The organism is Rhizobium sp. 21-4511-3d (genome assembly GCF_053522545.1).
Map to the genome: position 1 here is coordinate 727746 of NZ_JBNWCF010000001.1, position 23665 is coordinate 751410.

General features: G+C 59.4%; 33 protein-coding genes. 30 read left to right on the forward strand and 3 right to left on the reverse strand.

Annotation, left to right across the window (positions count from 1 at the left end; all coding sequences use genetic code 11):
* Positions 1-108: 108 nt before the first annotated feature.
* A complete protein-coding gene (gene rpoC, locus ACQZ5H_RS03855) occupies positions 109-4320 on the forward strand; it encodes a DNA-directed RNA polymerase subunit beta' (RefSeq protein ID WP_130282491.1) in 4212 nt (1403 codons plus the stop codon).
* Positions 4321-4383: 63 nt separating this feature from the next.
* On the opposite strand, the gene ACQZ5H_RS03860 is transcribed toward rpoC, so the two are convergent.
* Entirely contained in the window at positions 4384-4587 is a 204-nt protein-coding gene (locus tag ACQZ5H_RS03860) for a hypothetical protein (protein WP_449096773.1), read from the reverse strand.
* A 131-nt stretch (positions 4588-4718) separates the two neighbouring features.
* Complete coding sequence (locus tag ACQZ5H_RS03865; protein ID WP_112716902.1) at positions 4719-5429, reverse strand: acid phosphatase; 711 nt, start codon at positions 5427-5429, stop codon at positions 4719-4721.
* 172 nt (positions 5430-5601) lie between these two features.
* On the opposite strand from ACQZ5H_RS03865, the gene ACQZ5H_RS03870 reads away from it, so the two are divergent.
* Positions 5602-5856, forward strand: coding sequence for a type II toxin-antitoxin system ParD family antitoxin (locus tag ACQZ5H_RS03870; protein WP_199630022.1), 255 nt, complete (start codon positions 5602-5604; stop codon positions 5854-5856).
* Entirely contained in the window at positions 5853-6155 is a 303-nt protein-coding gene (locus ACQZ5H_RS03875) for a type II toxin-antitoxin system RelE/ParE family toxin (RefSeq protein WP_413709326.1), read from the forward strand. The genes ACQZ5H_RS03870 and ACQZ5H_RS03875 overlap by 4 nt, the downstream gene beginning before the upstream one ends.
* An 11-nt stretch (positions 6156-6166) precedes the next feature.
* On the opposite strand, the gene ACQZ5H_RS03880 is transcribed toward ACQZ5H_RS03875, so the two are convergent.
* Positions 6167-6460 carry a transcriptional regulator gene (locus ACQZ5H_RS03880; protein WP_112716928.1) on the reverse strand — a complete coding sequence of 98 codons (294 nt, stop codon included), beginning with the start codon at positions 6458-6460 and terminating at the stop codon, positions 6167-6169.
* Positions 6461-6956: 496 nt separating this feature from the next.
* Here ACQZ5H_RS03880 and rpsL point away from each other — a divergent pair, with 496 nt between their 5' ends.
* The 27 genes from rpsL to ACQZ5H_RS04015 all read left to right on the forward strand — a co-directional run bounded on the left by rpsL (position 6957) and on the right by ACQZ5H_RS04015 (position 23473).
* Entirely contained in the window at positions 6957-7328 is a 372-nt protein-coding gene (gene rpsL, locus ACQZ5H_RS03885; RefSeq protein WP_003547537.1) for a 30S ribosomal protein S12, read from the forward strand.
* A 77-nt stretch (positions 7329-7405) separates the two neighbouring features.
* Entirely contained in the window at positions 7406-7876 is a 471-nt protein-coding gene (rpsG, locus tag ACQZ5H_RS03890; RefSeq protein ID WP_112716896.1) for a 30S ribosomal protein S7, read from the forward strand.
* A gap of 29 nt (positions 7877-7905) precedes the next feature.
* Complete coding sequence (gene fusA, locus ACQZ5H_RS03895) at positions 7906-10005, forward strand: elongation factor G (protein WP_112716894.1); 2100 nt, start codon at positions 7906-7908, stop codon at positions 10003-10005.
* A 68-nt stretch (positions 10006-10073) separates the two neighbouring features.
* Positions 10074-11249, forward strand: a complete 1176-nt coding sequence (tuf, locus tag ACQZ5H_RS03900) for an elongation factor Tu (protein WP_130282487.1) — start codon at positions 10074-10076, stop codon at positions 11247-11249.
* A 311-nt stretch (positions 11250-11560) separates the two neighbouring features.
* Complete coding sequence (gene rpsJ / locus ACQZ5H_RS03905; protein WP_003547547.1) at positions 11561-11869, forward strand: 30S ribosomal protein S10; 309 nt, start codon at positions 11561-11563, stop codon at positions 11867-11869.
* 34 nt (positions 11870-11903) lie between these two features.
* Entirely contained in the window at positions 11904-12545 is a 642-nt protein-coding gene (gene rplC, locus ACQZ5H_RS03910) for a 50S ribosomal protein L3 (protein WP_008521348.1), read from the forward strand.
* 13 nt (positions 12546-12558) lie between these two features.
* A complete protein-coding gene (rplD, locus tag ACQZ5H_RS03915) occupies positions 12559-13179 on the forward strand; it encodes a 50S ribosomal protein L4 (RefSeq protein WP_112711471.1) in 621 nt (206 codons plus the stop codon).
* Positions 13176-13469, forward strand: coding sequence for a 50S ribosomal protein L23 (locus ACQZ5H_RS03920; protein ID WP_112711472.1), 294 nt, complete (start codon positions 13176-13178; stop codon positions 13467-13469). The genes rplD and ACQZ5H_RS03920 overlap by 4 nt, the downstream gene beginning before the upstream one ends.
* An 11-nt stretch (positions 13470-13480) precedes the next feature.
* A complete protein-coding gene (gene rplB, locus ACQZ5H_RS03925; RefSeq protein ID WP_112711473.1) occupies positions 13481-14317 on the forward strand; it encodes a 50S ribosomal protein L2 in 837 nt (278 codons plus the stop codon).
* A gap of 15 nt (positions 14318-14332) precedes the next feature.
* A complete protein-coding gene (rpsS, locus tag ACQZ5H_RS03930; protein WP_007531666.1) occupies positions 14333-14611 on the forward strand; it encodes a 30S ribosomal protein S19 in 279 nt (92 codons plus the stop codon).
* A gap of 2 nt (positions 14612-14613) precedes the next feature.
* A complete protein-coding gene (gene rplV / locus ACQZ5H_RS03935) occupies positions 14614-15003 on the forward strand; it encodes a 50S ribosomal protein L22 (RefSeq protein ID WP_007531667.1) in 390 nt (129 codons plus the stop codon).
* A complete protein-coding gene (rpsC, locus tag ACQZ5H_RS03940; RefSeq protein WP_018857109.1) occupies positions 15003-15722 on the forward strand; it encodes a 30S ribosomal protein S3 in 720 nt (239 codons plus the stop codon). The genes rplV and rpsC overlap by 1 nt, the downstream gene beginning before the upstream one ends.
* 36 nt (positions 15723-15758) lie before the next feature.
* Positions 15759-16172, forward strand: a complete 414-nt coding sequence (gene rplP, locus ACQZ5H_RS03945) for a 50S ribosomal protein L16 (RefSeq protein WP_003573792.1) — start codon at positions 15759-15761, stop codon at positions 16170-16172.
* A 10-nt stretch (positions 16173-16182) separates the two neighbouring features.
* Positions 16183-16383, forward strand: a complete 201-nt coding sequence (gene rpmC, locus ACQZ5H_RS03950) for a 50S ribosomal protein L29 (protein WP_007531673.1) — start codon at positions 16183-16185, stop codon at positions 16381-16383.
* 12 nt (positions 16384-16395) lie between these two features.
* Positions 16396-16635 carry a 30S ribosomal protein S17 gene (gene rpsQ / locus ACQZ5H_RS03955; protein WP_004674926.1) on the forward strand — a complete coding sequence of 80 codons (240 nt, stop codon included), beginning with the start codon at positions 16396-16398 and terminating at the stop codon, positions 16633-16635.
* Between the two features lie 259 nt (positions 16636-16894).
* Positions 16895-17263, forward strand: a complete 369-nt coding sequence (gene rplN / locus ACQZ5H_RS03960) for a 50S ribosomal protein L14 (protein WP_003547558.1) — start codon at positions 16895-16897, stop codon at positions 17261-17263.
* Positions 17264-17275: 12 nt separating this feature from the next.
* Positions 17276-17578 carry a 50S ribosomal protein L24 gene (gene rplX / locus ACQZ5H_RS03965; protein ID WP_112711474.1) on the forward strand — a complete coding sequence of 101 codons (303 nt, stop codon included), beginning with the start codon at positions 17276-17278 and terminating at the stop codon, positions 17576-17578.
* On the forward strand, positions 17578-18135 hold the full coding sequence (gene rplE / locus ACQZ5H_RS03970; protein ID WP_112711475.1) for a 50S ribosomal protein L5: 558 nt from the start codon (positions 17578-17580) through the stop codon (positions 18133-18135). Before rplX ends, rplE begins: the two co-directional genes overlap by 1 nt.
* Positions 18136-18167: 32 nt before the next feature.
* The gene (gene rpsN / locus ACQZ5H_RS03975; RefSeq protein ID WP_112711476.1) at positions 18168-18473 is read left to right on the forward strand and encodes a 30S ribosomal protein S14; all 306 of its coding nucleotides are present in this window, start codon (positions 18168-18170) and stop codon (positions 18471-18473) included.
* 12 nt (positions 18474-18485) lie between these two features.
* Complete coding sequence (gene rpsH, locus ACQZ5H_RS03980) at positions 18486-18884, forward strand: 30S ribosomal protein S8 (RefSeq protein ID WP_003547562.1); 399 nt, start codon at positions 18486-18488, stop codon at positions 18882-18884.
* 44 nt (positions 18885-18928) lie between these two features.
* Entirely contained in the window at positions 18929-19462 is a 534-nt protein-coding gene (rplF, locus tag ACQZ5H_RS03985) for a 50S ribosomal protein L6 (RefSeq protein WP_112711477.1), read from the forward strand.
* 12 nt (positions 19463-19474) lie between these two features.
* Positions 19475-19837 (forward strand): 50S ribosomal protein L18, encoded by a 363-nt coding sequence (gene rplR / locus ACQZ5H_RS03990; RefSeq protein ID WP_112711478.1) that lies wholly within the window; start codon positions 19475-19477, stop codon positions 19835-19837.
* A 131-nt stretch (positions 19838-19968) separates the two neighbouring features.
* Positions 19969-20538, forward strand: coding sequence for a 30S ribosomal protein S5 (gene rpsE / locus ACQZ5H_RS03995; protein WP_112711479.1), 570 nt, complete (start codon positions 19969-19971; stop codon positions 20536-20538).
* 14 nt (positions 20539-20552) lie between these two features.
* A complete protein-coding gene (rpmD, locus tag ACQZ5H_RS04000) occupies positions 20553-20762 on the forward strand; it encodes a 50S ribosomal protein L30 (protein ID WP_112711480.1) in 210 nt (69 codons plus the stop codon).
* 16 nt (positions 20763-20778) lie between these two features.
* Positions 20779-21252 carry a 50S ribosomal protein L15 gene (gene rplO / locus ACQZ5H_RS04005; RefSeq protein WP_112711481.1) on the forward strand — a complete coding sequence of 158 codons (474 nt, stop codon included), beginning with the start codon at positions 20779-20781 and terminating at the stop codon, positions 21250-21252.
* A 233-nt stretch (positions 21253-21485) separates the two neighbouring features.
* Positions 21486-22826 carry a preprotein translocase subunit SecY gene (gene secY / locus ACQZ5H_RS04010; protein WP_112711482.1) on the forward strand — a complete coding sequence of 447 codons (1341 nt, stop codon included), beginning with the start codon at positions 21486-21488 and terminating at the stop codon, positions 22824-22826.
* Positions 22823-23473, forward strand: coding sequence for an adenylate kinase (locus tag ACQZ5H_RS04015; RefSeq protein ID WP_112711483.1), 651 nt, complete (start codon positions 22823-22825; stop codon positions 23471-23473). Before secY ends, ACQZ5H_RS04015 begins: the two co-directional genes overlap by 4 nt.
* Positions 23474-23665: the final 192 nt, after the last annotated feature.

Sequence of the window (23665 nt, forward strand, 5' to 3'; positions counted from 1 at the left end):
TTTCGCCGCATTCTGCGGTTATTGTCGTTTTGAGCGTTGGCGCGGCTCCCGGGATTTGCCGCCGTCGATCGCAAGCTAAGGGCGCATCCGCCCATGAAGGAGACAGGCATGAACCAAGAGGTCATGAATCTTTTCAATCCGCAGGTGCCTGCACAGAATTTCGATAGCATTCGAATTTCTATCGCATCGCCGGAGAAGATCCTCTCCTGGTCCTACGGCGAGATCAAGAAGCCGGAAACCATCAACTACCGTACGTTCAAGCCGGAACGCGACGGTCTCTTCTGCGCGCGCATTTTCGGACCGATCAAGGACTACGAATGCCTGTGCGGCAAGTACAAGCGCATGAAGTACAAGGGCATCATCTGCGAAAAGTGCGGCGTCGAAGTCACGCTGTCGCGCGTTCGCCGTGAGCGCATGGGCCACATCGAGCTCGCCGCTCCCGTTGCCCACATCTGGTTCCTGAAGTCGCTTCCGTCGCGCATCTCGACCCTGCTCGACATGACGCTGAAGGATGTAGAGCGCGTTCTCTACTTCGAAAACTACATCGTCACCGAGCCGGGCCTCACCGCGCTCAAGGAGCACCAGCTCCTGACGGAAGAAGAGTACATGCTGGCCGTCGACGAATACGGCGAAGACCAGTTCACCGCCATGATCGGTGCTGAAGCCATCTACGAGATGCTGGCATCGATGAACCTCGAGAAGATCGCTGGCGATCTGCGCTCCGAGCTTGCCGACACCACGTCGGATCTCAAGCAGAAGAAGCTGATGAAGCGCCTGAAGATCGTCGAGAACTTCATGGAATCGGGCAACCGTCCGGAATGGATGATCATGAAGGTCGTCCCGGTCATCCCGCCGGACCTGCGCCCGCTCGTTCCGCTCGATGGCGGCCGTTTCGCGACGTCGGATCTGAACGATCTGTACCGCCGTGTCATCAACCGTAACAACCGTCTGAAGCGCCTGATCGAACTGCGCGCTCCGGGCATCATCATCCGCAACGAAAAGCGCATGCTGCAGGAATCTGTGGACGCGCTGTTCGACAACGGCCGCCGTGGCCGCGTCATCACCGGCGCTAACAAGCGTCCGCTGAAGTCGCTGTCCGACATGCTCAAGGGCAAGCAGGGCCGCTTCCGTCAGAACCTGCTCGGCAAGCGCGTCGACTATTCCGGCCGTTCGGTCATCGTGACCGGTCCGGAACTGAAGCTGCACCAGTGCGGTCTTCCGAAGAAGATGGCGCTCGAGCTCTTCAAGCCGTTCATCTACGCCCGCCTCGACGCCAAGGGTTACTCCTCGACAGTCAAGCAGGCCAAGAAGCTGGTTGAAAAGGAAAAGCCGGAAGTCTGGGATATCCTCGACGAGGTCATCCGCGAGCATCCGGTTCTCCTGAACCGCGCACCGACGCTGCACCGCCTGGGTATCCAGGCCTTCGAACCCACCCTGGTCGAAGGCAAGGCCATCCAGCTGCACCCGCTCGTCTGCACGGCCTTCAACGCCGACTTCGACGGTGACCAGATGGCCGTTCACGTGCCGCTGTCGCTCGAAGCCCAGCTCGAAGCCCGCGTTCTGATGATGTCGACGAACAACATCCTGCATCCGGCAAACGGTGCACCGATTATCGTTCCGTCGCAGGACATGGTTCTCGGCCTGTACTATCTCGCGATCATGAACCAGAACGAGCCGGGCGAAGGCATGGCCTTCTCCGATCTCGGCGAGCTGCATCACGCGCTTGAAAACAAGGTCGTGACGCTGCACACCAAGATCCGCGGCCGCTTCAAGTCGATCGGCGAGGACGGCAAGCCGTACTCGAAGATCTATGAAACGACTCCGGGCCGTCTGCTCATCGGCGAACTCCTGCCGAAGAACGGCAAGGTGACCTTCGACGTCTGCAACCAGGAAATGACCAAGAAGAACATCTCCAAGATGATCGACACGGTCTACCGTCATTGCGGCCAGAAGGACACGGTCATCTTCTGCGACCGCATCATGCAGCTCGGCTTCGCCCATGCCTGCCGCGCCGGCATTTCGTTCGGCAAGGACGACATGGTCATTCCGGAAACCAAGGCAAAGATCGTTGGCGACACCGAAAACCTGGTCAAGGAATACGAGCAGCAGTACAACGACGGCCTGATCACTCAGGGCGAGAAGTACAACAAGGTCGTTGACGCCTGGGGCAAGGCTACCGAAAAGGTCGCTGAAGACATGATGGCCCGCATTAAGGCTGTCGAGTTCGATCCGAACACCGGCCGCCAGAAGCCGATGAACGCCATCTACATGATGTCGCACTCGGGTGCCCGTGGTTCTCCGAACCAGATGCGCCAGCTGGGCGGCATGCGCGGCCTCATGGCCAAGCCGTCGGGCGAAATCATCGAAACGCCGATCACGTCGAACTTCAAGGAAGGTCTGACCGTCAACGAGTACTTCAACTCGACGCACGGCGCCCGTAAGGGTCTGGCAGACACCGCTCTGAAGACGGCTAACTCCGGTTACCTGACCCGCCGTCTCGTCGACGTCGCGCAGGATTGCATCGTCAACCTCGTGGATTGCGGCACCGACAAGGGCCTCACCATGACCGCCATCGTCGATGCCGGTCAGGTCGTTGCTTCGCTCGGCGCTCGTATCCTCGGCCGTACGGCTCTGGACGACATCGATCATCCGATCACCGGCGAGCGTCTTGTCGACGCTGGCAAGATGATCCTCGAGCCCGATGTCATCGAGATCGAAAAGGCTGGTATCCAGTCGATCCGCATCCGTTCGGCTCTGACCTGCGAAGTTCAGACGGGCGTCTGCTCGGTCTGCTACGGCCGCGACCTTGCTCGCGGTACGCCTGTCAACATGGGCGAAGCAGTCGGCGTCATTGCGGCTCAGTCGATCGGCGAGCCGGGCACGCAGCTCACCATGCGTACGTTCCACCTTGGTGGTACGGCAAACGTGGTCGACCAGTCGTTCCTGGAAGCCTCGTACGAAGGTACGATCCAGATCAAGAACCGCAACGTTCTGCGTAACTCGGAAGGCAACCTCGTTGCCATGGGCCGCAACATGACCGTCCAGATCCTGGACGAGCGTGGTGTGGAGCGCTCCTCGCAGCGCGTCGCCTACGGTTCGAAGCTGCATGTCGACGAAGGCGACAAGGTCAAGCGCGGTCAGCGTCTGGCAGAGTGGGACCCCTACACCCGTCCGATGATGACGGAAGTAGCCGGTACCGTTCAGTTCGAAGACCTGGTCGACGGTCTCTCCGTTCTCGAAGCGACCGACGAATCCACCGGCATCACCAAGCGTCAGGTTATCGACTGGCGCTCGACGCCGCGCGGTTCCGACCTGAAGCCGGCAATCGTCATCAAGGACGCCAGCGGCAATGTCATGAAGCTGTCGCGTGGTGGTGACGCCCGCTTCCTGCTCTCGGTCGATGCCATTCTGTCGGTCGAGCCGGGCACGAAGGTCTCCCAGGGTGACGTTCTCGCACGTTCGCCGCTGGAAAGCGCCAAGACCAAGGACATCACCGGTGGTCTGCCGCGCGTTGCCGAACTGTTCGAGGCCCGCCGTCCGAAGGATCACGCCATCATCGCTGAGATCGATGGTACGATCCGCCTCGGCCGCGACTACAAGAACAAGCGCCGCGTCATCATCGAGCCGGCGGAAGACGGTGTCGAGCCGGTCGAATACCTGATCCCGAAGGGCAAGCCCTTCCACCTTCAGGAAGGCGACTATATCGAAAAGGGTGACTACATCCTCGACGGTAACCCGGCTCCGCACGACATCCTGGCGATCAAGGGCGTCGAAGCACTCGCTTCGTACCTGGTCAACGAAATCCAGGAAGTCTACCGCTTGCAGGGCGTTGTCATCAACGACAAGCACATCGAAGTGATTGTCCGTCAGATGCTGCAGAAGGTGGAAATCACCGATGCAGGCGACTCGACCTATATCGTCGGCGACAACGTCGATCGTATCGAGCTCGAGGACGTCAACGACGGCCTGATCGAACAGGGCAAGAAGCCTGCTTACGGCGATCCGGTTCTGCTCGGCATCACCAAGGCATCGCTGCAGACCCCGTCCTTCATCTCCGCCGCGTCCTTCCAGGAAACGACGAAGGTGCTCACGGAAGCTGCGATCGCCGGCAAGACCGACGGCCTGCAGGGTCTGAAGGAAAACGTCATCGTCGGCCGCCTCATCCCGGCTGGTACCGGCGGTACGATGACCCAGATCCGTCGCATCGCCACGTCGCGCGACGAGATGATCCTCGAAGAGCGCCGCAAGGGCAGCGGTGCAGAATCGGCCACGCCGATGCTGCAGGACATGGCTGCCGAAAACGCTCCGGCCGCCGAATAAGCGACCAGCGTCTTGGAAATCGAAAACCGCCCGGAGCAATCCGGGCGGTTTTTCTTTTAGGGCTTAGGAAAAGTGCGGGATCGTCCCGCGCATGGCTGCATCGCGCAGTAGAAGCAGCAGCATGAAGACGGCGGTGATGCCGATGACGACGGAGATCCGCTTCATCCGCCGCTTTCGCTCCTCATCGCCCGGCGGCCGCCGCCCGCATTGTGGGCAGATCAGCAGGCCCGGCGGGATCTCCCGCTCGCAATATTCGCATCGAGCCATCGGTGCCTCCCCAGGACAGTGCAAATGTCTCCGGTGAACGGCAAGGGCGCCGAAAAGTTCAGCTCGTCAGATTTCAGCAAAGCAAAAGGCCGCAGCTCTCGCCGCGGCCTTCAGATCATATGCTGGCGATATCACATGCCGAGAACGGTGCGCAGCTCGGTGCGGGCAGCTTCGTATTCCGCCTTGTAGTCATCATGCTGCATGATCGTCTGTGCCGTCGCGATACCGGCAATGCGGCCAGCTTCGATATCGGTTGGGTAGTGGATGCCGCCGATCACGCGGTTCCAGCCGTATTCCCAGGCGCGCGCCATGATCGCATCCTTCTTCTCCGGAACCATGTTGGAGAGAACGACGCCCATCAGCGTGCCGAGCGTCGTGTGGCCTGACGGATAGGAACCGGACTTGGAGAGCGGAACGACCGGCTTGACGAGATCCGGATAGAGGAGGTGAGGGCGGGTGCGCTTCCAGACGTCCTTGGCCGGGTCGACGACGGCGGCTTCGGTCTCGACGATCCGGTCGAAGAAGGCAGAGAACTTCGGCAGGTTCTCCTTGGTGAACTTCGGATTGTCGATCACGTCGGCATAGCGCCAGACATTCTCTTCTGCATCGGCAACGGCGCGGGCTTCCATCTCGGGCGTGCGCGTCACCTGGATCTTCAGGAGTTCGCCGATCTCGGCCTTGGTCTTGGCGGAATCATTGGCCGGCGGCGGCGGCAGCAGGTTCAAAAGGTTGACTTCGGTATTGTCGGTAAAGGGCTTGGCCTTCTCTTCGGCAAAGGCCGGGGCCGAAAAGGCAATCGCGGCCGCGAGGCCGAAAGCAACGAATTTGGAAATGGAACGCATCGGGAGACTCCTTGGGGCAATAATGCATCCCGCGGGTAACCGAGGATTGTTTGGCGAAGATGACAGAACGGTGTCAAAGGCTGCGGCATATTGGCCGCGGACCGTTGGCACGCATGCAAGCCGGACTTGCCAAAGAACAAGACCGGTCCGATAATAGTTATCGGAGGCTGCTATGGCTCAAAGCGTTGAACTTGGAAATCTGGAAGCGGTGGTAAAGCGGCTCGTCGAAAGCGGCCGCTACAACTCGAAGAGCGAGGTGCTGCGCGAAGGCGTGCGCCTGGTCGAGGAGCGCGAGAAGCAGCTCGCTCTCATGGATGCGGCGCTGGCACGGGGCAGGGCGGATATCGAAGCGGGCCGCGTCCATGCCGCAGAGGATGTCTTTGCCGAGATGAAGGAGCGCTACAAGCGCATGGCGGATGGCGAATGAAACTGGTCTTTGCGGAAGAAGCCCGCCGGGATCTGTTCGCCATAGGCGACTACATCGCCAAGGATAATCCGCGCCGCGCCCTGTCTTTCGTCGAGGAGATCGAATGGCACTGCAAGCGGATCGCTGATCATCCGCTTGCCTATGCTCTGGTGCCGAGACACGAGGCGTCCGGCATTCGCCGCGCTGTGTATGGCCGCTACAATATATTCTATACGGCGGGCGAGGGCACCGTTCACATCCTGCACATAGTCAGCGGTGCGATGAATTATGAAGCGGTGCTGTTTCCGGGCGGCGATTAGGCCGCGGCTTATCAGCTGAAGCGGATGATCGAGACTTCGCCCTCGAGGGCGCCCTGATAGGCCGAGGCGTGCGGCTCTTCTTCCGGCACTTCGGTCAGCATGCCGATCTGGTCGAGGTCGGCTTCGATGAAGCCTTCTTCGGCGAGCGCGTTGAGCGCCTCGCGCACCGCGCTGTCGTCGTCGGCGGCCTTCAGCATGACGTGCAGGTCGACGCCTTCGCTACCATCCGTCTCGTAGCCCTTGCCGATGATGATGAAGATCATCGGGCCTTCGGAATTGTTGTCATTGTCTGGGCTCGCGATCATGCTCATGTCCTTCGGGTACGTGACGATTCGAAAATACGAATCCGCTCTCAGCGGATTTCGCTTGCAATCGCCGATTCCTTAGCGGCTTTTCATGTCGGCCCCAAGTTGAACTTGGCTGGGTGCTTCAAAATTCCGCTGGAACCTCTGCAAAGAGGGCGATAGCCCGGCATTTCAAGGCATTCCGTTAAAGATTATTTCCGGCGCGGCCTTGACGTAGGTGAGGGAAACCAGTAGTACCCGCGCCATCGGAACCCATGTGAGGCATGGCTTTCTGGGGCGCCTTGCCCTGGAGTTCTCCTCAAACAAGGTTCGAAACGCACGTTGAAGATATGATGCCTGCACGCATGACGCATGTCTTTTGCGTCCTCTGCCCTCGGTGGTCCATCTGCGAAAGCGGATCGGGCCACGTTTTGCGCATTGAGACTAGCGTGTGATCTTGCCGGAGACGGCGCGATTTACGCCCGAAAGGGTACAGATTAACGTAAGGGATGGTTGAATGCCTACCGTAAACCAGCTTATCCGCAAGCCGCGTCAGGCGAACGTAAAGCGCAATAAGGTTCCTGCTCTGCAGGAAAACCCGCAGAAGCGCGGCGTCTGCACCCGCGTCTACACCACGACCCCGAAGAAGCCGAACTCGGCTCTCCGTAAGGTCGCCAAGATCCGCCTGACCAATGGCTTCGAAGTCATCGGCTATATCCCGGGCGAAGGTCACAACCTGCAGGAACACTCTGTCGTCATGATCCGTGGCGGCCGCGTCAAGGACTTGCCGGGCGTTCGTTACCACATCATCCGCGGCGTTCTCGATACCCAGGGTGTCAAGAACCGCAAGCAGCGCCGTTCGAAGTACGGTGCGAAGCGTCCGAAGTAATTTCGGTTTTGAAATCCCCGGCGCTGCGCGAGGTTCTCCGCGTGGTTGAGCGCCCTAACAATTAAGAGACGAGAAGTATGTCCAGACGTCACAGAGCAGAAAAGCGTGAAATCAACCCGGATCCCAAGTTCGGCGATCTGGTTGTCACGAAGTTCATGAATGCCATCATGCTCGATGGTAAGAAGTCCGTTGCTGAAAGCATCGTTTACGGCGCATTTGACTCCGTACAGGGCAAGTCCAAGCAGGAGCCGCTGGTCGTTTTCCACGCCGCCCTCGACAACATTGCCCCGCACGTCGAAGTCCGCTCGCGCCGCGTCGGTGGTGCGACCTATCAGGTTCCGGTTGATGTCCGCCCTGAGCGCCGCCAGGCCCTTGCTATTCGCTGGCTGATTACCGCTGCGCGCAAGCGCAACGAAACGACCATGATCGATCGTCTGTCGGGCGAGCTTCTCGACGCATCCAACAACCGTGGTTCCGCGGTCAAGAAGCGCGAAGACACGCACAAGATGGCTGACGCCAACCGTGCGTTCTCGCATTATCGCTGGTAATCCCGAACGGTATCGAAAGGCAGTCCATTATGGCTCGCGAATATAAAATCGAAGACTACCGTAATTTCGGTATCATGGCGCACATCGACGCCGGCAAGACGACGACGACCGAGCGTATCCTTTACTACACCGGCAAGTCGCACAAGATCGGCGAAGTGCACGACGGCGCAGCCACCATGGACTGGATGGAGCAGGAGCAGGAGCGTGGCATCACGATCACGTCTGCTGCCACCACGACCTTCTGGAAGGGTCGTGACGGCAAGATGCGCCGCTTCAACATCATCGACACCCCCGGCCACGTTGACTTCACCATCGAAGTCGAGCGTTCGCTGCGCGTTCTCGACGGTGCCATTGCTCTTCTCGACGCCAATGCCGGCGTTGAGCCGCAGACGGAAACCGTCTGGCGTCAGGCTGAGAAGTACAATGTTCCGCGCATGATCTTCTGCAACAAGATGGACAAGACCGGTGCGGACTTCTACCGCTCAGTCGAGATGATCAAGACCCGTCTCGGCGCAACGGCTGTCGTCATGCAGCTGCCGATCGGCGCAGAAAGCGACTTCAAGGGCGTCGTCGACCTGATCGAGATGAACGCTCTCGTGTGGCGCGATGAATCGCTCGGCGCCCAGTGGGACGTCGTCGAAATCCCGGATGACCTGAAGGCCAAGGCTGAAGAATATCGCGAAAAGCTGATCGAGACCGTTGTCGAGATCGACGAAGAAGCGATGGAAGCTTACCTGAACGGCGACATGCCGGACAACGACAAGATCCGCGCCCTGGTTCGCCGCGGCACGATCGACGTCAAGTTCCACCCGATGTTCTGCGGCACCGCCTTCAAGAACAAGGGCGTTCAGCCGCTCCTCGACGCCGTCGTCGACTACCTGCCGTCGCCGCTCGACATTCCGGCCATCAAGGGCATCGACTTCAAGACCGAAGCCGAAATCGAGCGTCACGCTGACGACGCCGAGCCGCTCGCGATGCTGGCGTTCAAGATCATGAACGACCCCTTCGTCGGTTCGCTGACCTTCGCTCGTATCTACTCGGGCAAGCTCGAAAAGGGCGTATCCGTCATCAACACGGTCAAGGACAAGCGCGAGCGTGTCGGCCGTATGCTGCAGATGCACTCCAACTCGCGTGAAGACATCGAAGAAGCCTTCGCAGGCGACATCGTTGCTCTCGCCGGCCTCAAGGAAACCACCACTGGCGATACGCTCTGCGATCCGCTGAAGCCGGTTATCCTCGAGCGCATGGAATTCCCGGAGCCGGTCATCCAGATCGCGATCGAGCCGAAGTCCAAGGGCGACCAGGAAAAGATGGGCCTCGCGCTCAATCGCCTCGCTGCTGAAGACCCGTCCTTCCGCGTCAAGACCGACCAGGAATCCGGCCAGACGATCATCGCCGGCATGGGCGAACTTCACCTCGACATTCTCGTCGACCGTATGCGTCGCGAGTTCAAGGTTGAAGCCAACGTCGGTGCTCCGCAGGTTGCTTACCGTGAAACGATCACGCGTCAGCACGAAGAAGACTACACGCACAAGAAGCAGTCCGGTGGTACCGGTCAGTTCGCACGCGTCAAGATCATCTTCGAACCGAACCCGGAAGGCGACGACTTCAAGTTCGAATCCAAGATCGTCGGCGGTGCTGTTCCGAAGGAATACATCCCGGGCGTTCAGAAGGGTATCGAAAGCGTTCTGTCCTCCGGTCCGCTGGCTGGCTTCCCGATGCTCGGCGTCAAGGCGACGCTCGTTGACGGTGCCTTCCACGACGTTGACTCGTCGGTTCTGGCGTTCGAAATCGCTTCGCGTGCCTGCTTCCGTGAAGCAGCCAAGAAGGCCGGCGCTCAGCTCCTCGAGCCGATGATGAAGGTCGAAGTCGTAACGCCGGAAGATTACGTCGGCGACGTGATCGGTGACCTGAACTCCCGCCGTGGCCAGATTCAGGGCCAGGAACAGCGCGGCATCGCGATCGTCATCAGCGCCAACGTTCCGCTGGCGAACATGTTCAAGTACGTCGATAACCTGCGCTCCATGTCGCAGGGCCGTGCTCAGTACACGATGACCTTCGATCACTACGCGCCGGTCCCGTCGAACGTCGCAACTGAAATCCAGGCAAAGTATTCCGGTCAGAAGTGACCGGAATACCAATTGACCGATAACAAGAATTAGCGCCCTTCGGGGCCTAGCAAAATGGAGAGCCGAAAATGGCAAAGAGTAAGTTTGAGCGCAACAAGCCGCACGTAAACATCGGCACGATCGGCCACGTTGACCACGGCAAGACGTCTCTGACGGCAGCGATCACGAAGTACTTCGGCGAGTTCAAGGCGTACGACCAGATCGACGCTGCTCCGGAAGAAAAGGCACGCGGCATCACCATCTCGACGGCACACGTCGAGTATGAGACCCCGAACCGCCACTACGCGCACGTCGACTGCCCCGGCCACGCCGACTACGTCAAGAACATGATCACCGGTGCCGCACAGATGGACGGCGCGATCCTGGTTTGCTCCGCTGCTGACGGCCCGATGCCGCAGACCCGCGAGCACATCCTGCTCGCTCGCCAGGTTGGCGTTCCGGCTATCGTCGTGTTCCTCAACAAGGTCGACCAGGTTGACGACGCCGAGCTTCTCGAACTCGTCGAGCTCGAAGTTCGCGAACTGCTGTCGTCCTACGACTTCCCGGGCGACGATATCCCGGTCGTCAAGGGTTCGGCTCTGGCCGCTCTCGAAGATTCCGACAAGAAGATCGGCGAAGACGCGATCCGCGAGCTGATGGCTCAGGTCGACGCCTACATCCCGACGCCTGAGCGTCCGGTTGACCAGCCGTTCCTGATGCCGATCGAAGACGTGTTCTCGATCTCGGGCCGCGGTACGGTTGTTACGGGCCGCGTCGAGCGTGGTATCGTCAAGGTTGGCGAAGAAGTCGAAATCGTCGGCATTCGCGCGACCTCGAAGACGACGGTTACCGGCGTTGAAATGTTCCGCAAGCTGCTCGATCAGGGCCAGGCTGGCGACAACATCGGCGCTCTGGTTCGCGGTGTTAACCGTGACGGCGTCGAGCGTGGTCAGATCCTGTGCAAGCCGGGTTCGGTCAAGCCGCACAAGAAGTTCAAGGCAGAAGCCTACATCCTGACGAAGGAAGAAGGCGGTCGTCATACGCCGTTCTTCACCAACTATCGTCCGCAGTTCTACTTCCGCACGACGGACGTGACGGGCATCGTCACGCTGCCGGAAGGCACGGAAATGGTTATGCCGGGCGACAACGTCACGGTTGACGTCGAGCTGATCGTTCCGATCGCGATGGAAGAAAAGCTGCGCTTCGCTATCCGCGAAGGCGGCCGTACCGTCGGCGCCGGCATCGTTGCCTCGATCGTCGAGTAATCAGAGAAACGGCCGCCTCCAAGAGGGGCGGCCGATTCGATGACATTATTATGATGTGAGCGGCTCTAGCCGCTTGCTTATTACACAGAAATGTTGCACATGGCGCGCGAGCGCTGTTTGCGTGCTGCTTCGGTTTTCGAAGCGGCGAACAAAACTAACAATAAGGTGGGCTGAAAAGGCCCGAAGAGTGGATAGGGATGCCGTTCCGCGGTGTCCTTCTCGATCTTTGAAACCGGTGGTCCGCCTTAGCGAAAACAAAAAACGCGTCTTGAGAAAGGCGCGCGAAAAACAGAACACAAGGATAATGTCGAATGAACGGCCAAAATATCCGCATTCGCCTGAAGGCGTTCGATCACCGAATTCTCGATGCTTCCACGCGCGAGATTGTGTCGACGGCGAAGCGCACCGGCGCAAGCGTCCGGGGCCCCGTTCCGCTTCCGACTCGCATCGAGAAGTTTACGGTTAACCGGTCCCCACACATCGACAAGAAGAGCCGCGAGCAGTTCGAGATGCGCACGCATAAGCGCCTCCTCGACATCGTAGATCCGACCCCGCAGACGGTAGACGCGCTGATGAAGCTCGATCTCGCCGCCGGTGTCGATGTTGAGATCAAGCTCTGAGCCTGGCTCGAGCGGATTTGGAAGGATTGAACCGATGCGTTCAGGTGTGATTGCACAGAAGGTGGGCATGACCCGCGTCTACAACGACGCTGGCGAACATGTTCCGGTAACGGTACTGCGTATGGACGGCTGCCAGGTCGTCGCAACGCGCACTGTAGAAAAGAATGGCTATACCGCAGTTCAGCTCGGTGCTGGCCAGGCGAAGGTTAAGAACACGTCCAAGGCGATGCGCGGCAACTTTGCTGTCGCCAACGTCGAGCCGAAGGCCAAGCTCCAGGAATTCCGCGTTTCGGAAGACAACCTGCTGGAGATCGGTACCGAGCTCAAGGCTGGTCACTTCGCAGCAGGTCAGCTCGTCGACGTGACGGGCACGACCATTGGTAAGGGCTTTGCCGGCGCCATGAAGCGCCACGGCTTCGGCGGTCTCCGCGCCACGCACGGTGTGTCGGTTTCGCACCGCTCGCACGGTTCGACGGGCTCGCGCCAGGATCCGGGCAAGGTTTTCAAGAACAAGAAGATGGCTGGTCACATGGGCCAGACGCGCGTAACGACTCAGAACCTTGAAGTGGTTTCGACCGACGAAGATCGTGGTCTGATCCTGATCAAGGGTGCAGTACCCGGTTCCAAGGGTGCCTGGATCATCGTGCGCGACGCCGTCAAGTCGGCCGCGAAGTAAGGGAGCCAGACCAATGGAATTCAACGTCAAGACCCTCGAGGGAAAAGACGCAGGGAAGGTTTCTCTCTCTGACGCGATCTTCGGTCTCGAGCCCCGCGAAGACATTCTTGCCCGCGTCATCCGCTGGCAGCTTGCCAAGAAGCAGCAGGGCACGCACCAGGCAAAGGGCCGCGCGGACGTTTCGCGCACCGGCGCCAAGATGTACAAGCAGAAGGGTACGGGCCGCGCTCGTCACCATTCGGCTCGCGCTCCGCAGTTCCGCGGCGGTGGTAAGGCTCACGGCCCGGTTGCTCGCAGCCACGAACACGACCTTCCCAAGAAGGTTCGCGCTCTCGGCCTGCGTCTCGCTCTCTCGGCAAAGCTGAAGTCGGATGATGTCATCATCATCGACAACCTCGTTGCTGCTGAAGCCAAGACCAAGGCTCTGGCCGCTACCTTTGAGACGCTCGGCCTGACCAACGCGCTCTTCATCGGTGGTGCTGAGCTCGACGGCAACTTCAAGCTCGCTGCCCAGAACATCCCGAACATCGATGTTCTCCCGATCCAGGGCATCAACGTTTATGACATCGTGCGCCGCGGCAAGCTCGTGCTTTCCAAGGCTGCCGTTGAAGCTCTAGAGGAGCGTTTCAAGTGACCGATCTTCGCCACTACGATGTGATCGTCTCGCCGGCGATCACCGAAAAGTCCACTCTGGTATCCGAAAACAACCAGGTTGTTTTCAATGTCGCCAAGACGGCGTCGAAGCCGGAAATCAAGGCTGCAGTCGAGGCGCTCTTCGGCGTCAAGGTCACGGCCGTCAACACGCTGCTCCGCAAGGGCAAGACCAAGCGTTTCCGCGGTTTTGCCGGCAAGCAGCAGGACGTGAAGAAGGCTGTCGTAACGCTGGCTGAAGGCCAGACGATCGACGTCTCCACCGGTCTCTGAGGAATAAAACAATGGCATTGAAAACATTCAATCCTACGACCCCGAGCCAGCGTCAGCTGGTCATCGTCGACCGTTCTGGCCTCTGGAAGGGCAAGCCGGTCAAGGCGCTGACGGAAGGTCTGACCAAGAGCGGCGGTCGTAACAACCTCGGCCGTATCACTGCCCGCTTCATCGGCGGCGGTCACAAGCGTACGTACCGTATCGTTGACTTCAAGCGTCGCAAGTTCGACGTCGAAGGCACCGTTCAGCGTATCGAATACGACCCGAACCGTACTGCATTCATCGCGCTCGTCAGCTACACGGACGGCGAACAGGCCTACATCCTCGCTCCGCAGCGCCTCGCTGCCGGCGACAAGGTCATCGCTTCTGAAAAGGCTGTCGACGTAAAGCCCGGCAACACCATGCCGCTGCAGTACATCCCGGTCGGCTCCATCATCCACAACGTGGAAATGAAGCCGGGCAAGGGCGGTCAGATCGCTCGTTCGGCTGGCGGTTACGCACAGCTCGTCGGCCGCGACGCCGGCATGGCGATCCTTCGCCTGAACTCTGGCGAACAGCGCCTCGTCCACGGCTCGTGCCTGGCGACGATTGGTGCCGTTTCCAACCCGGATCACGCCAACATCAACGACGGCAAGGCCGGTCGTACGGTTTGGCGCGGCAAGCGTCCGCATAACCGCGGTGTTGTCATGAACCCGGTCGACCACCCGCACGGTGGTGGTGAAGGCCGCACCTCTGGTGGCCGTCATCCGGTTACCCCGTGGGGCAAGCCGACCAAGGGCAAGCGCACCCGGTCGAACAAGTCGACCGACAAGTTCATCATGCGCTCGCGTCATCAGCGTAAGAAGTAAGAGAGGAAGTCTCCAATGGCTCGTTCAGTATGGAAAGGTCCGTTCGTTGACGGCTATCTTCTCAAGAAGGCTGAGAAGGTTCGTGAAGGCGGACGTGCAGAAGTAATCAAGATCTGGAGCCGCCGCTCCACGATCCTGCCGCAGTTCGTCGGTCTCACCTTCGGCGTCTACAACGGCAGCAAGCATGTACCGGTCAGCGTCAACGAAGACATGGTCGGTCACAAGTTCGGTGAATTCTCTCCGACGCGGACCTACTACGGTCACGGCGCGGACAAGAAGGCAAAGAGGAAGTAACAATGGGCAAGGCAAAAGCCGAACGCCGGCTGAAGGACAACGAGGCGCAAGCAGTCGCCCGCACGCTCCGCGTCAGCCCACAGAAGCTCAACCTGGTTGCTGCGGCTATCCGCGGCAAGAAGGTCGACCGTGCACTCGCTGAGCTGGAGTTCTCCCGCAAGCGCATCGCAGGCGCCGTCAAGAAGACGCTGGAATCTGCGATCGCCAACGCTGAGAACAACCACGATCTCGACGTTGACACGCTTGTCGTAGCAGAAGCCTACGTCGGCAAGTCGATCGTCATGAAGCGTTTCCACGCTCGTGGCCGCGGCCGTGCATCTCGCATCGAGAAGCCGTTCGCGCACCTCACGATCGTGGTCCGCGAAGTGCAGGCACAAGAGGAGGCCGCATAATGGGTCAGAAAATCAATCCAATCGGTTTCCGTCTTGGCATCAACCGTACCTGGGATAGCCGCTGGTTTGCGGACAATGCCGAATACGGTCAGCTGCTGCACGAAGACCTGAAGATGCGCAAGTTCGTCATGAGCGAACTGAAGCAGGCTGGTATCGCCAAGGTCGTCATCGAGCGTCCGCACAAGAAGTGCCGCGTCACGATCCACTCGGCTCGCCCGGGTCTGATCATCGGCAAGAAGGGTGCAGACATCGACAAGCTCCGCAAGAAGCTGTCGGACATGACGAACTCCGAAACGCACCTCAACATCGTTGAAGTGCGCAAGCCGGAAGTCGACGCAACGCTCGTTGCTCAGTCGATCGCCCAGCAGCTCGAGCGTCGCGTGGCTTTCCGCCGCGCCATGAAGCGCGCTGTTCAGTCTGCAATGCGTCTTGGCGCCGAAGGCATCAAGATCACCTGCGCAGGCCGTCTCGGCGGTGCTGAAATCGCTCGTACCGAATGGTACCGCGAAGGTCGCGTTCCGCTGCACACGCTGCGCGCTGACATCGACTACGGCACAGCTGAAGCGGAAACCGCTTTCGGCATCTGCGGCATCAAGGTTTGGATCTTCAAGGGCGAAATCCTTGAGCATGATCCGATGGCCTCCGAGCGCCGCGCACTCGAGGGTGACGCTCAGGGTCCGGCAAGCCGCGACCGCGATCGTCGCCGCGACAACGCTTGATAGCGTTGGTGGCAAAGAAGTTCGGAGAATAAGAAAATGTTGCAGCCAAAGCGTACCAAGTACCGCAAGCAATTCAAGGGCCGCATCAAGGGCGTCGCCAAGGGTGGTTCCGACCTCGCCTTCGGTGAATTCGGCCTTAAGGCTCAGGAGCCGAACCGCGTGAATGCACGCGAGATCGAAGCGGCACGCCGCGCGATCACGCGTTACATGAAGCGCGCCGGCCGTGTATGGATCCGCGTGTTCCCGGATGTTCCGGTAACCGCGAAGCCGACCGAAGTCCGTATGGGTAAGGGTAAGGGCTCCGTTGAATACTGGGCATGCAAGGTCAAGCCCGGCCGTATGATGTTCGAGATCGACGGCGTCAGCGAAGAAATCGCCCGTGAGGCGCTTCGTCTCGGCTCTGCCAAGCTCTCGGTCAAGACGCGCTTCGTACAGCGCATTGCAGAGTAAGGAGAGGCAGATGAAAGCCGAAGAAGTCCGCGGCCTCACGGCCGATCAGCTCAAGGACAAGCTCGCCGACCTCAAGAAGGAGCAGTTCAACCTGCGCTTCCAGAAGGCAACCGGCCAGCTCGAGAAGTCCTCGCGCATCAACGAAGTCCGCAAGGACATCGCCCGCGTGAAAACCATTGCCCGCCAGAAGGCGGCAGAAGCAAAGGCGTAAAGGAAGAATAACATGCCGAAGCGCATTCTGCAGGGCGTCGTCGTTGGCGACAAGAACGAGAAGACTGTAGTAGTCCGCGTCGAGCGCCGTTTCGCTCACCCGCTGCTTCAGAAGACCGTTCGTCGTTCCAAGAAGTACAAGGCCCACGACGAAAACAACCAGTACAAGATCGGCGACACCGTTTCCATCGAGGAATGCGCTCCGATCTCCAAGGACAAGCGCTGGACGGTTATCGCCGCCCAGGGCAAGTAAGAATTTCTCGCGAGGCCTTGCGTCTCGCGGAAATATCTGTATGAAGCAGCGTCAGAACGCTCGAAAGCCGGGCGTTCTTTTGCTTTGAGCGCACGGAAGGTCCCACCGGGAAACCACCTTGGCACGATTTTTCCCGCGCTATTCAAGCTATTGCCGTTTCTGTGCCCGTTTTGCGGGCTCGGTCGGCTGACAAATTTTCATAAGCCGGGGTAGGGGGCGAAAGCCCAACCAGTCCGGTAAACCAAAAAGGCGACCTGATATGATTCAGATGCAAACAAACCTCGACGTCGCGGATAATTCCGGCGCGCGTCGTGTCATGTGCATCAAGGTGCTGGGCGGCTCGAAGCGCAAGTATGCCTCGATCGGCGACGTCATCGTCGTTTCGATCAAGGAAGCGATCCCGCGCGGCCGCGTGAAGAAGGGTGACGTTATGAAGGCGGTTGTTGTTCGCACCGCCAAGGACATCCGCCGTGCGGATGGCTCCGTCATTCGCTTCGACACGAACGCAGCAGTTCTCATCGACAACAAGAAAGAGCCGATCGGCACCCGTATCTTCGGACCGGTTCCGCGCGAACTTCGCGCCAAGAACCACATGAAGATCATCTCGCTGGCTCCCGAAGTACTGTAAGGAGCGAGACCGATGCAGAAGATTCGTAAAGGCGACAAGGTCGTCATGCTCACGGGCAAGGACAAGGGCCGTACCGGCGAAGTCCTCCAGGTTCTGCCGAAGGAAGATCGCGCGGTTGTCCGTGGCGTCAACGTCGTAAAGCGCCATCAGCGCCAGACGCAGACCCAGGAAGCCGGCATCATCAACAAGGAAGCCTCGGTTCACCTGTCCAACGTTGCAATCGTCGACAAGGACGGCAAGCCGACCCGCGTTGGCTTCAAGGTCGTTGACGGCAAGAAGGTCCGTGTGGCCAAGCGTTCCGGTGAGGTGATCTAATGGCTCAGGCAAAGTACGAGCCGCGGCTCAAGAAGGAATACGTTGAGCGCATTCGCAATGCGATGCAGGAGAAGTTCTCCTACGCCAACGAAATGATGATCCCGAAGATCGACAAGATCGTCATCAACATGGGTGTTGGCGAAGCAACGGCTGATTCGAAGAAGCCGACTGTTGCTGCAGCTGACCTGGCCGCTATTGCTGGTCAGAAGCCGGTTATCACCCGTGCACGCAACTCTATCGCTGGCTTCAAGGTCCGCGAACAGATGCCGATCGGCGCGAAGGTTACCCTCCGCGGCGCCCGCATGTACGAGTTCCTGGACCGTCTCGTGAACATCGCGCTCCCGCGCGTTCGCGACTTCCGCGGCCTGAACCCGAAGAGCTTTGACGGCCGTGGCAACTTCGCCATGGGCATCAAGGAGCACATTGTGTTCCCTGAGATCAACTACGATAAGGTTGATCAGATGTGGGGCATGGACATCATCGTTTGCACGACGGCAACGAAGGACGACGAAGCGCGCGCTCTGCTCACAGAGTTCAGCTTCCCGTTCCGTCAGTAACCGTAACGACGAGCGTAGAAAAGGAACCTGACATGGCGAAGACCAGCGCAGTTGAAAAGAACAAGCGCCGCCGTAATACGGTCGCAAATCAGGCTGCCAAGCGCGCAGCTCTGAAGGCGATCATCATGAACCAGTCTCTTCCGATCGAAGAGCGGTTCAAGGCCTCGATCAAGTTGGCATCCCTGCCGCGCGATGGATCGAAGACCCGCATTCGCAACCGTTGCGAAGTATCGGGCCGTCCGCGCGCATACTACCGCAAACTGCGCATGTCGCGTATCGCGCTGCGTGAACTCGGCAATCTCGGCAAGGTGCCGGGCATCGTCAAGTCCAGCTGGTAAGGAGCAGGTTAGATGACAATGACTGATCCGTTGGGCGATATGCTCACCCGTATCCGTAACGGCGCTTCCCGCCGCAAGTCGTCGGTCTCGACGCCTGCTTCGAAGCTCCGTGCACGTGTTCTCGATGTTCTGCAGTCCGAAGGCTACATCCGTGGCTATTCCGTTGTCGATTTCGGCAATGGCAAGTCGGAGCTCAGCATCGAACTCAAGTACTATGAAGGCGCATCGGTGATCCGTGAGATCGGCCGTGTGTCCAAGCCGGGCCGCCGGGTTTATGTCTCGGTCAAGTCCATTCCGCAGGTCGCGAACGGCCTCGGCATCACCATCCTTTCGACCCCGAAGGGCGTGATGGCCGATCACCAGGCTCGCGAACAGAACGTAGGCGGCGAGGTTCTCTGCTCGGTCTTCTAAGATCAGAGCAGGGGAACTCCATAACGAACAGACAGGATTGAAACATGTCTCGTATCGGTAAAAAAGCCGTCCCGGTTCCAGCAGGTGTGACGGCATCGGTTGACGGCCAGAAGGTCACCGCAAAGGGTCCGAAGGGCGAGCTCTTCTTCGTCGCCAACGACGAAATCAAGCTCGAGTTCAAGGACAACGCGGTATCGGTTGCTCCGATCAACCAGTCCAAGGATGCTCGTTCGAAGTGGGGCATGTCCCGCACGATGATCGAGAACATCTTCAAGGGTGTTAAGGACGGCTTCGAGCGCAAGCTCGAAATCAACGGCGTTGGTTACCGCGCATCGCTTCAGGGCAAGAACCTGCAGCTGGCTCTCGGTTTCAGCCACGACGTAGTTTACGAGCCGCCGCAGGGCATCACGATCGCTGTGCCGAAGCCGACGGAAATCGTCGTCACCGGCATCAACAAGCAGCAGGTCGGCCAGGTTGCCGCTGAAATCCGCGAATATCGCGGTCCTGAGCCTTACAAGGGCAAGGGCGTTAAGTATGCCGAAGAGCGGATTGTCCGCAAAGAAGGCAAGAAGAAGTAAGGATCACGCGAAATGGCTAGCAGGAAAGAAGCACTTGCACGTCGTGCCAACCGCGTGCGCCGTCATCTCAAGTCGGTGGCCAATGGCCGTCCGCGCCTGTCGGTTCATCGCTCCTCGAAGAACATCTATGTTCAGGTCATCGACGATGTTGCCGGCAAGACCCTCGCGGCTGCCTCGACTCTCGATAAGGATCTGCGCGGTTCTCTGAAGACCGGTGCTGACACCGCAGCAGCTGCCCTCGTAGGCAAGCTTGTTGCAGAGCGCGCAACGAAGGCAGGCGTCAAGGAGGTCGTATTCGACCGTGGCGCCTTCATCTACCACGGCCGCATCAAGGCCCTGGCAGACGCAGCCCGCGAAGGCGGTCTGTCCTTCTAATAAATTTCCGGCCGGAAGCCTCAAAAGCTCCGGCCGGATCTCACCGGACCGCAGGCGTCTCCGAAGGGGAGGCCGGGCCGGTCCTCATTTTGTTTGCCGATTGCACCCGGAAAAGAAAAAGGAAGAGGACAATGGCACAGGAAAGAAGGCCGCAGCGGGAAGACCGCCAGGCCCGTGAAGAGCGCGATAGCGAATTCGTCGACAAGCTGGTCGCGATCAACCGCGTTGCTAAGGTTGTTAAGGGTGGCCGCCGTTTCGGTTTCGCCGCTCTCGTCGTTGTTGGTGACCAGAAGGGCCGCGTTGGCTTCGGTCATGGCAAGGCACGCGAAGTGCCGGAAGCTATCCGCAAGGCAACCGAAGCTGCCAAGCGCGAGCTGATCTTCGTGCCGCTGCGCGAAGGCCGTACCCTGCATCACGACGTTCACGGCCGCCACGGCGCCGGCAAGGTTCTGCTGCGTTCGGCTAAGGTCGGTACCGGTATCATCGCCGGTGGTCCGATGCGCGCCGTTTTCGAAACGCTCGGCGTTCACGACGTTGTCGCCAAGTCGACCGGTTCCTCGAACCCGTACAACATGGTTCGTGCAACCTTCGACGCTCTGAAGCATCAGGTTCACCCGAAGGACATCGCAGCTCAGCGCGGCATCAAGTATGCTACGCTCCAGGCTCGCCGTGCCGCCTCCGGCAACGCCTCTGAAGAATAAGAGGAGTCTGACCTATGGCCAAGGCTACCAAGAAGACCGAAGCAAAGACGATCACCGTCGAGCAGATCGGCAGCCCCATTCGCCGTCCTGACGTTCAGCAGCGCACGCTGATCGGTCTGGGCCTCAACAAGATGCACCGCCGCCGCACGCTGGAAGATACCCCTTCCGTTCGTGGCATGATCCGTGCTGTGCAGCATCTCGTTCGCATCGTCGACGAGAAGTAAGCCAGAGGATACGATCATGAAACTGAACGAAATCAAGGACAACGAAGGCTCTACGCACAGCCGCAAGCGTCTCGGACGCGGCATCGGCTCGGGCTCCGGCAAGACCGGCGGCCGTGGTGTCAAGGGTCAGAAGTCCCGTTCCGGCGTTGCCATCAATGGCTTCGAAGGCGGTCAGATGCCAATCTACCGTCGTCTGCCGAAGCGCGGCTTCAACAACATCTTCAAGGCCGACTTCGTTGTCGTGTCGCTTGAGCGTATCCAGGCTGCCGTCGATGCCGGCAAGCTCGATGCCAAGCAGACCGTCGACGCAGCTGCCCTGAAGGCTGCTGGCGTTATCCGCCGTACCAAGGATGGCGTTCGCGTCCTCTCCGGCGGCGAACTCAAGGCCAAGATCAAGCTCGAAGTTGCAGGCGCTTCCAAGTCTGCCGTCGAGAAGATCGAAAAGGCTGGCGGTTCCATCACGCTTCTTTCTGCCGCAGCGGCAGAATAATAATCTTATGATATGTCGCCCGGGGTGCTTCACACCGGGCGATTTTGCTCCCATATGTGGGCCTCACAAAACCTGAAACGTTGCACCCCGCAACGGTCAGGTTTCGACGAAATCAAGGGTGAGGCATCGATTGCGCCAGCAATCCGTCCGAAGCCCGGCTTTAAATAATAGACAGCCTTTTCCGGATCCGGCCCAATTCGCGAAGCGCCGGAAGAGGTAGCGCGGAGAATCGCATGGCTTCTGCAGCGGAACAGTTGGCTTCCAACCTCAATTTTTCGACCTTCGCCAAAGCCGAGGATCTCAAGAAGCGCCTGTGGTTCACACTGGCAGCTCTCCTCGTCTACCGGCTTGGTACGCACATTCCGCTTCCGGGTCTGAACCCCGAAGCTTATGCCCAGGCCTTCCGCGGCCAGGCAGGCGGCATTCTCGGCCTCTTCAACATGTTCTCGGGCGGCGCCGTGCAGCGCATGGCGATCTTCGCGCTCGGCATCATGCCTTACATCTCCGCTTCGATTATCGTGCAGCTGATGACCTCGGTCGTCCCGGCGCTCGAAAACCTGAAGAAGGAAGGCGAGCAGGGCCGCAAGATCATCAACCAGTACACCCGCTACGGCACGGTGCTGCTCGGCACGCTGCAGGCCTATGGCATCGCGGTCGGTCTCGAAAGCGGCAACGGCCTCGTGGTCGATCCGGGCTGGTTCTTCAAGATTTCCACCGTCATCACGCTGCTCGGTGGCACGATGTTCCTGATGTGGCTCGGTGAGCAGATCACCTCGCGCGGCATCGGCAACGGCATCTCGCTGATCATCTTCGCAGGTATCGCCGCCGGTCTTCCGAGCGCGCTTGCCGGCACCCTCGAACTCGGCCGTACCGGCGCTCTGTCGACGACGCTGATTCTCGCAGTCATCGTCATCGCGATCGCCGTCATCGCCATCATCGTCTTCGTCGAACGTGCCCAGCGCCGCCTTCTGATCCAGTATCCGAAGCGTCAGGTCGGCAACCGGATGTTCCAGGGCGATACGTCGCACCTGCCGCTGAAGCTCAACACTTCGGGCGTCATCCCGGCGATCTTCTCGTCGTCGCTGCTGCTCTTGCCGGCAACCGTTGCAGGCTTTGCCAACACGACCGCTCTGCCGTCCTGGGCAACCTCGATCGTCGCAGCGCTCGGCCACGGCCAGCCGCTCTACATGCTGCTCTACGGCGCACTTATCGCATTCTTCGCCTTCTTCTATACGGCTATCGTCTTCAATCCGAAGGACACGGCCGACAATCTCAAGAAGCATGGCGGCTTCATTCCGGGCATCCGTCCGGGTGAGCGTACCGCCGAATATATCGATTACGTCCTGACCCGAATCACGGTCATCGGCGCAATCTACCTCGTGTTCGTCTGCATCCTGCCTGAGATCCTGGTGTCGCAAACCGGCATCCCATTATCCCTTGGTGGGACTTCGCTTTTGATCGTGGTTAGCGTAACTCTTGATACGGTTGCGCAGATTCAGGGTCACCTGATTGCACAGCAATACGAAGGTCTGATCAAGAAATCGAAGTTGCGTGGAGGAAAGAGGGGGCGATGAGACTCATACTTTTGGGGCCGCCGGGCGCGGGTAAGGGGACCCAGGCCCAGCGGATCGTGGAGAAGCACGGCATTCCGCAGCTCTCCACCGGTGACATGCTCCGTGCAGCCGTTCAGGCCGGCACGGAGGTGGGCAAGCGGGCAAAGGCCGTCATGGACGCCGGCAAGCTTGTTTCTGACGAGATCGTCAATGCCATCGTCTCCGAGCGTCTCGATGCCCCGGATTGCGCCAATGGCTTCATTCTCGACGGTTTCCCGCGCACGCTCGTGCAGGCGGATGCCACCGAGGTGATGCTGAAGGGCAAGGGCATAGAGCTTTCGGCCGTCATCGAGATCGAAGTCGACGACAAGATTCTCGCTGATCGCGTCTCCGGCCGTTACACCTGCGCCAACTGCGGCGCCGGCTATCACGACACAAACGTCAAGCCGAAGGTGGAAGGGGTCTGCGACCGCTGCGGTTCGACCCATTTCAAGCGCCGCCCCGACGATAACCGCGAGACCGTGGTGACCCGTCTGGCCGCTTACTACAAGGAAACCTCGCCACTGATCGGCTATTACCATGCCAAGGGTAAGCTGAAGGTGGTCGATGGAATGGCTGACATCGATCATGTCACGACGGAGATCGACGCCATTCTTTCGAAGCTCTAGAGCCTCGAAAATAAACTTGGCGGAAGCGGTTGCGTTTCAGCACTGATTCCGTTAAACACCGCGCCAACTCGCGACATTTGATGCGATCGGCGCGGATTTCCTACGAAGTCCGGGTTCGGTCGTTTTGACATGTTACGAACCCCAATATGAACGAGCGGCCCCTTGAGGGCGGCATAACGAAGCCCTCTTGCC

Coding starts and splice junctions, on each gene's coding strand:
- rpoC (WP_130282491.1), top strand. CDS start 109: ATGAACCAAGAGGTCATGAATCTTTTCAATCCGCAGGTGCCTGCACAG.
- ACQZ5H_RS03860 (WP_449096773.1), bottom strand. CDS start 4,587: ATGGCTCGATGCGAATATTGCGAGCGGGAGATCCCGCCGGGCCTGCTG.
- ACQZ5H_RS03865 (WP_112716902.1), bottom strand. CDS start 5,429: ATGCGTTCCATTTCCAAATTCGTTGCTTTCGGCCTCGCGGCCGCGATT.
- ACQZ5H_RS03870 (WP_199630022.1), top strand. CDS start 5,602: ATGGCTCAAAGCGTTGAACTTGGAAATCTGGAAGCGGTGGTAAAGCGG.
- ACQZ5H_RS03875 (WP_413709326.1), top strand. CDS start 5,853: ATGAAACTGGTCTTTGCGGAAGAAGCCCGCCGGGATCTGTTCGCCATA.
- ACQZ5H_RS03880 (WP_112716928.1), bottom strand. CDS start 6,460: ATGATCGCGAGCCCAGACAATGACAACAATTCCGAAGGCCCGATGATC.
- rpsL (WP_003547537.1), top strand. CDS start 6,957: ATGCCTACCGTAAACCAGCTTATCCGCAAGCCGCGTCAGGCGAACGTA.
- rpsG (WP_112716896.1), top strand. CDS start 7,406: ATGTCCAGACGTCACAGAGCAGAAAAGCGTGAAATCAACCCGGATCCC.
- fusA (WP_112716894.1), top strand. CDS start 7,906: ATGGCTCGCGAATATAAAATCGAAGACTACCGTAATTTCGGTATCATG.
- tuf (WP_130282487.1), top strand. CDS start 10,074: ATGGCAAAGAGTAAGTTTGAGCGCAACAAGCCGCACGTAAACATCGGC.
- rpsJ (WP_003547547.1), top strand. CDS start 11,561: ATGAACGGCCAAAATATCCGCATTCGCCTGAAGGCGTTCGATCACCGA.
- rplC (WP_008521348.1), top strand. CDS start 11,904: ATGCGTTCAGGTGTGATTGCACAGAAGGTGGGCATGACCCGCGTCTAC.
- rplD (WP_112711471.1), top strand. CDS start 12,559: ATGGAATTCAACGTCAAGACCCTCGAGGGAAAAGACGCAGGGAAGGTT.
- rplB (WP_112711473.1), top strand. CDS start 13,481: ATGGCATTGAAAACATTCAATCCTACGACCCCGAGCCAGCGTCAGCTG.
- rpsS (WP_007531666.1), top strand. CDS start 14,333: ATGGCTCGTTCAGTATGGAAAGGTCCGTTCGTTGACGGCTATCTTCTC.
- rplV (WP_007531667.1), top strand. CDS start 14,614: ATGGGCAAGGCAAAAGCCGAACGCCGGCTGAAGGACAACGAGGCGCAA.
- rpsC (WP_018857109.1), top strand. CDS start 15,003: ATGGGTCAGAAAATCAATCCAATCGGTTTCCGTCTTGGCATCAACCGT.
- rplP (WP_003573792.1), top strand. CDS start 15,759: ATGTTGCAGCCAAAGCGTACCAAGTACCGCAAGCAATTCAAGGGCCGC.
- rpmC (WP_007531673.1), top strand. CDS start 16,183: ATGAAAGCCGAAGAAGTCCGCGGCCTCACGGCCGATCAGCTCAAGGAC.
- rpsQ (WP_004674926.1), top strand. CDS start 16,396: ATGCCGAAGCGCATTCTGCAGGGCGTCGTCGTTGGCGACAAGAACGAG.
- rplN (WP_003547558.1), top strand. CDS start 16,895: ATGATTCAGATGCAAACAAACCTCGACGTCGCGGATAATTCCGGCGCG.
- rplX (WP_112711474.1), top strand. CDS start 17,276: ATGCAGAAGATTCGTAAAGGCGACAAGGTCGTCATGCTCACGGGCAAG.
- rplE (WP_112711475.1), top strand. CDS start 17,578: ATGGCTCAGGCAAAGTACGAGCCGCGGCTCAAGAAGGAATACGTTGAG.
- rpsN (WP_112711476.1), top strand. CDS start 18,168: ATGGCGAAGACCAGCGCAGTTGAAAAGAACAAGCGCCGCCGTAATACG.
- rpsH (WP_003547562.1), top strand. CDS start 18,486: ATGACAATGACTGATCCGTTGGGCGATATGCTCACCCGTATCCGTAAC.
- rplF (WP_112711477.1), top strand. CDS start 18,929: ATGTCTCGTATCGGTAAAAAAGCCGTCCCGGTTCCAGCAGGTGTGACG.
- rplR (WP_112711478.1), top strand. CDS start 19,475: ATGGCTAGCAGGAAAGAAGCACTTGCACGTCGTGCCAACCGCGTGCGC.
- rpsE (WP_112711479.1), top strand. CDS start 19,969: ATGGCACAGGAAAGAAGGCCGCAGCGGGAAGACCGCCAGGCCCGTGAA.
- rpmD (WP_112711480.1), top strand. CDS start 20,553: ATGGCCAAGGCTACCAAGAAGACCGAAGCAAAGACGATCACCGTCGAG.
- rplO (WP_112711481.1), top strand. CDS start 20,779: ATGAAACTGAACGAAATCAAGGACAACGAAGGCTCTACGCACAGCCGC.
- secY (WP_112711482.1), top strand. CDS start 21,486: ATGGCTTCTGCAGCGGAACAGTTGGCTTCCAACCTCAATTTTTCGACC.
- ACQZ5H_RS04015 (WP_112711483.1), top strand. CDS start 22,823: ATGAGACTCATACTTTTGGGGCCGCCGGGCGCGGGTAAGGGGACCCAG.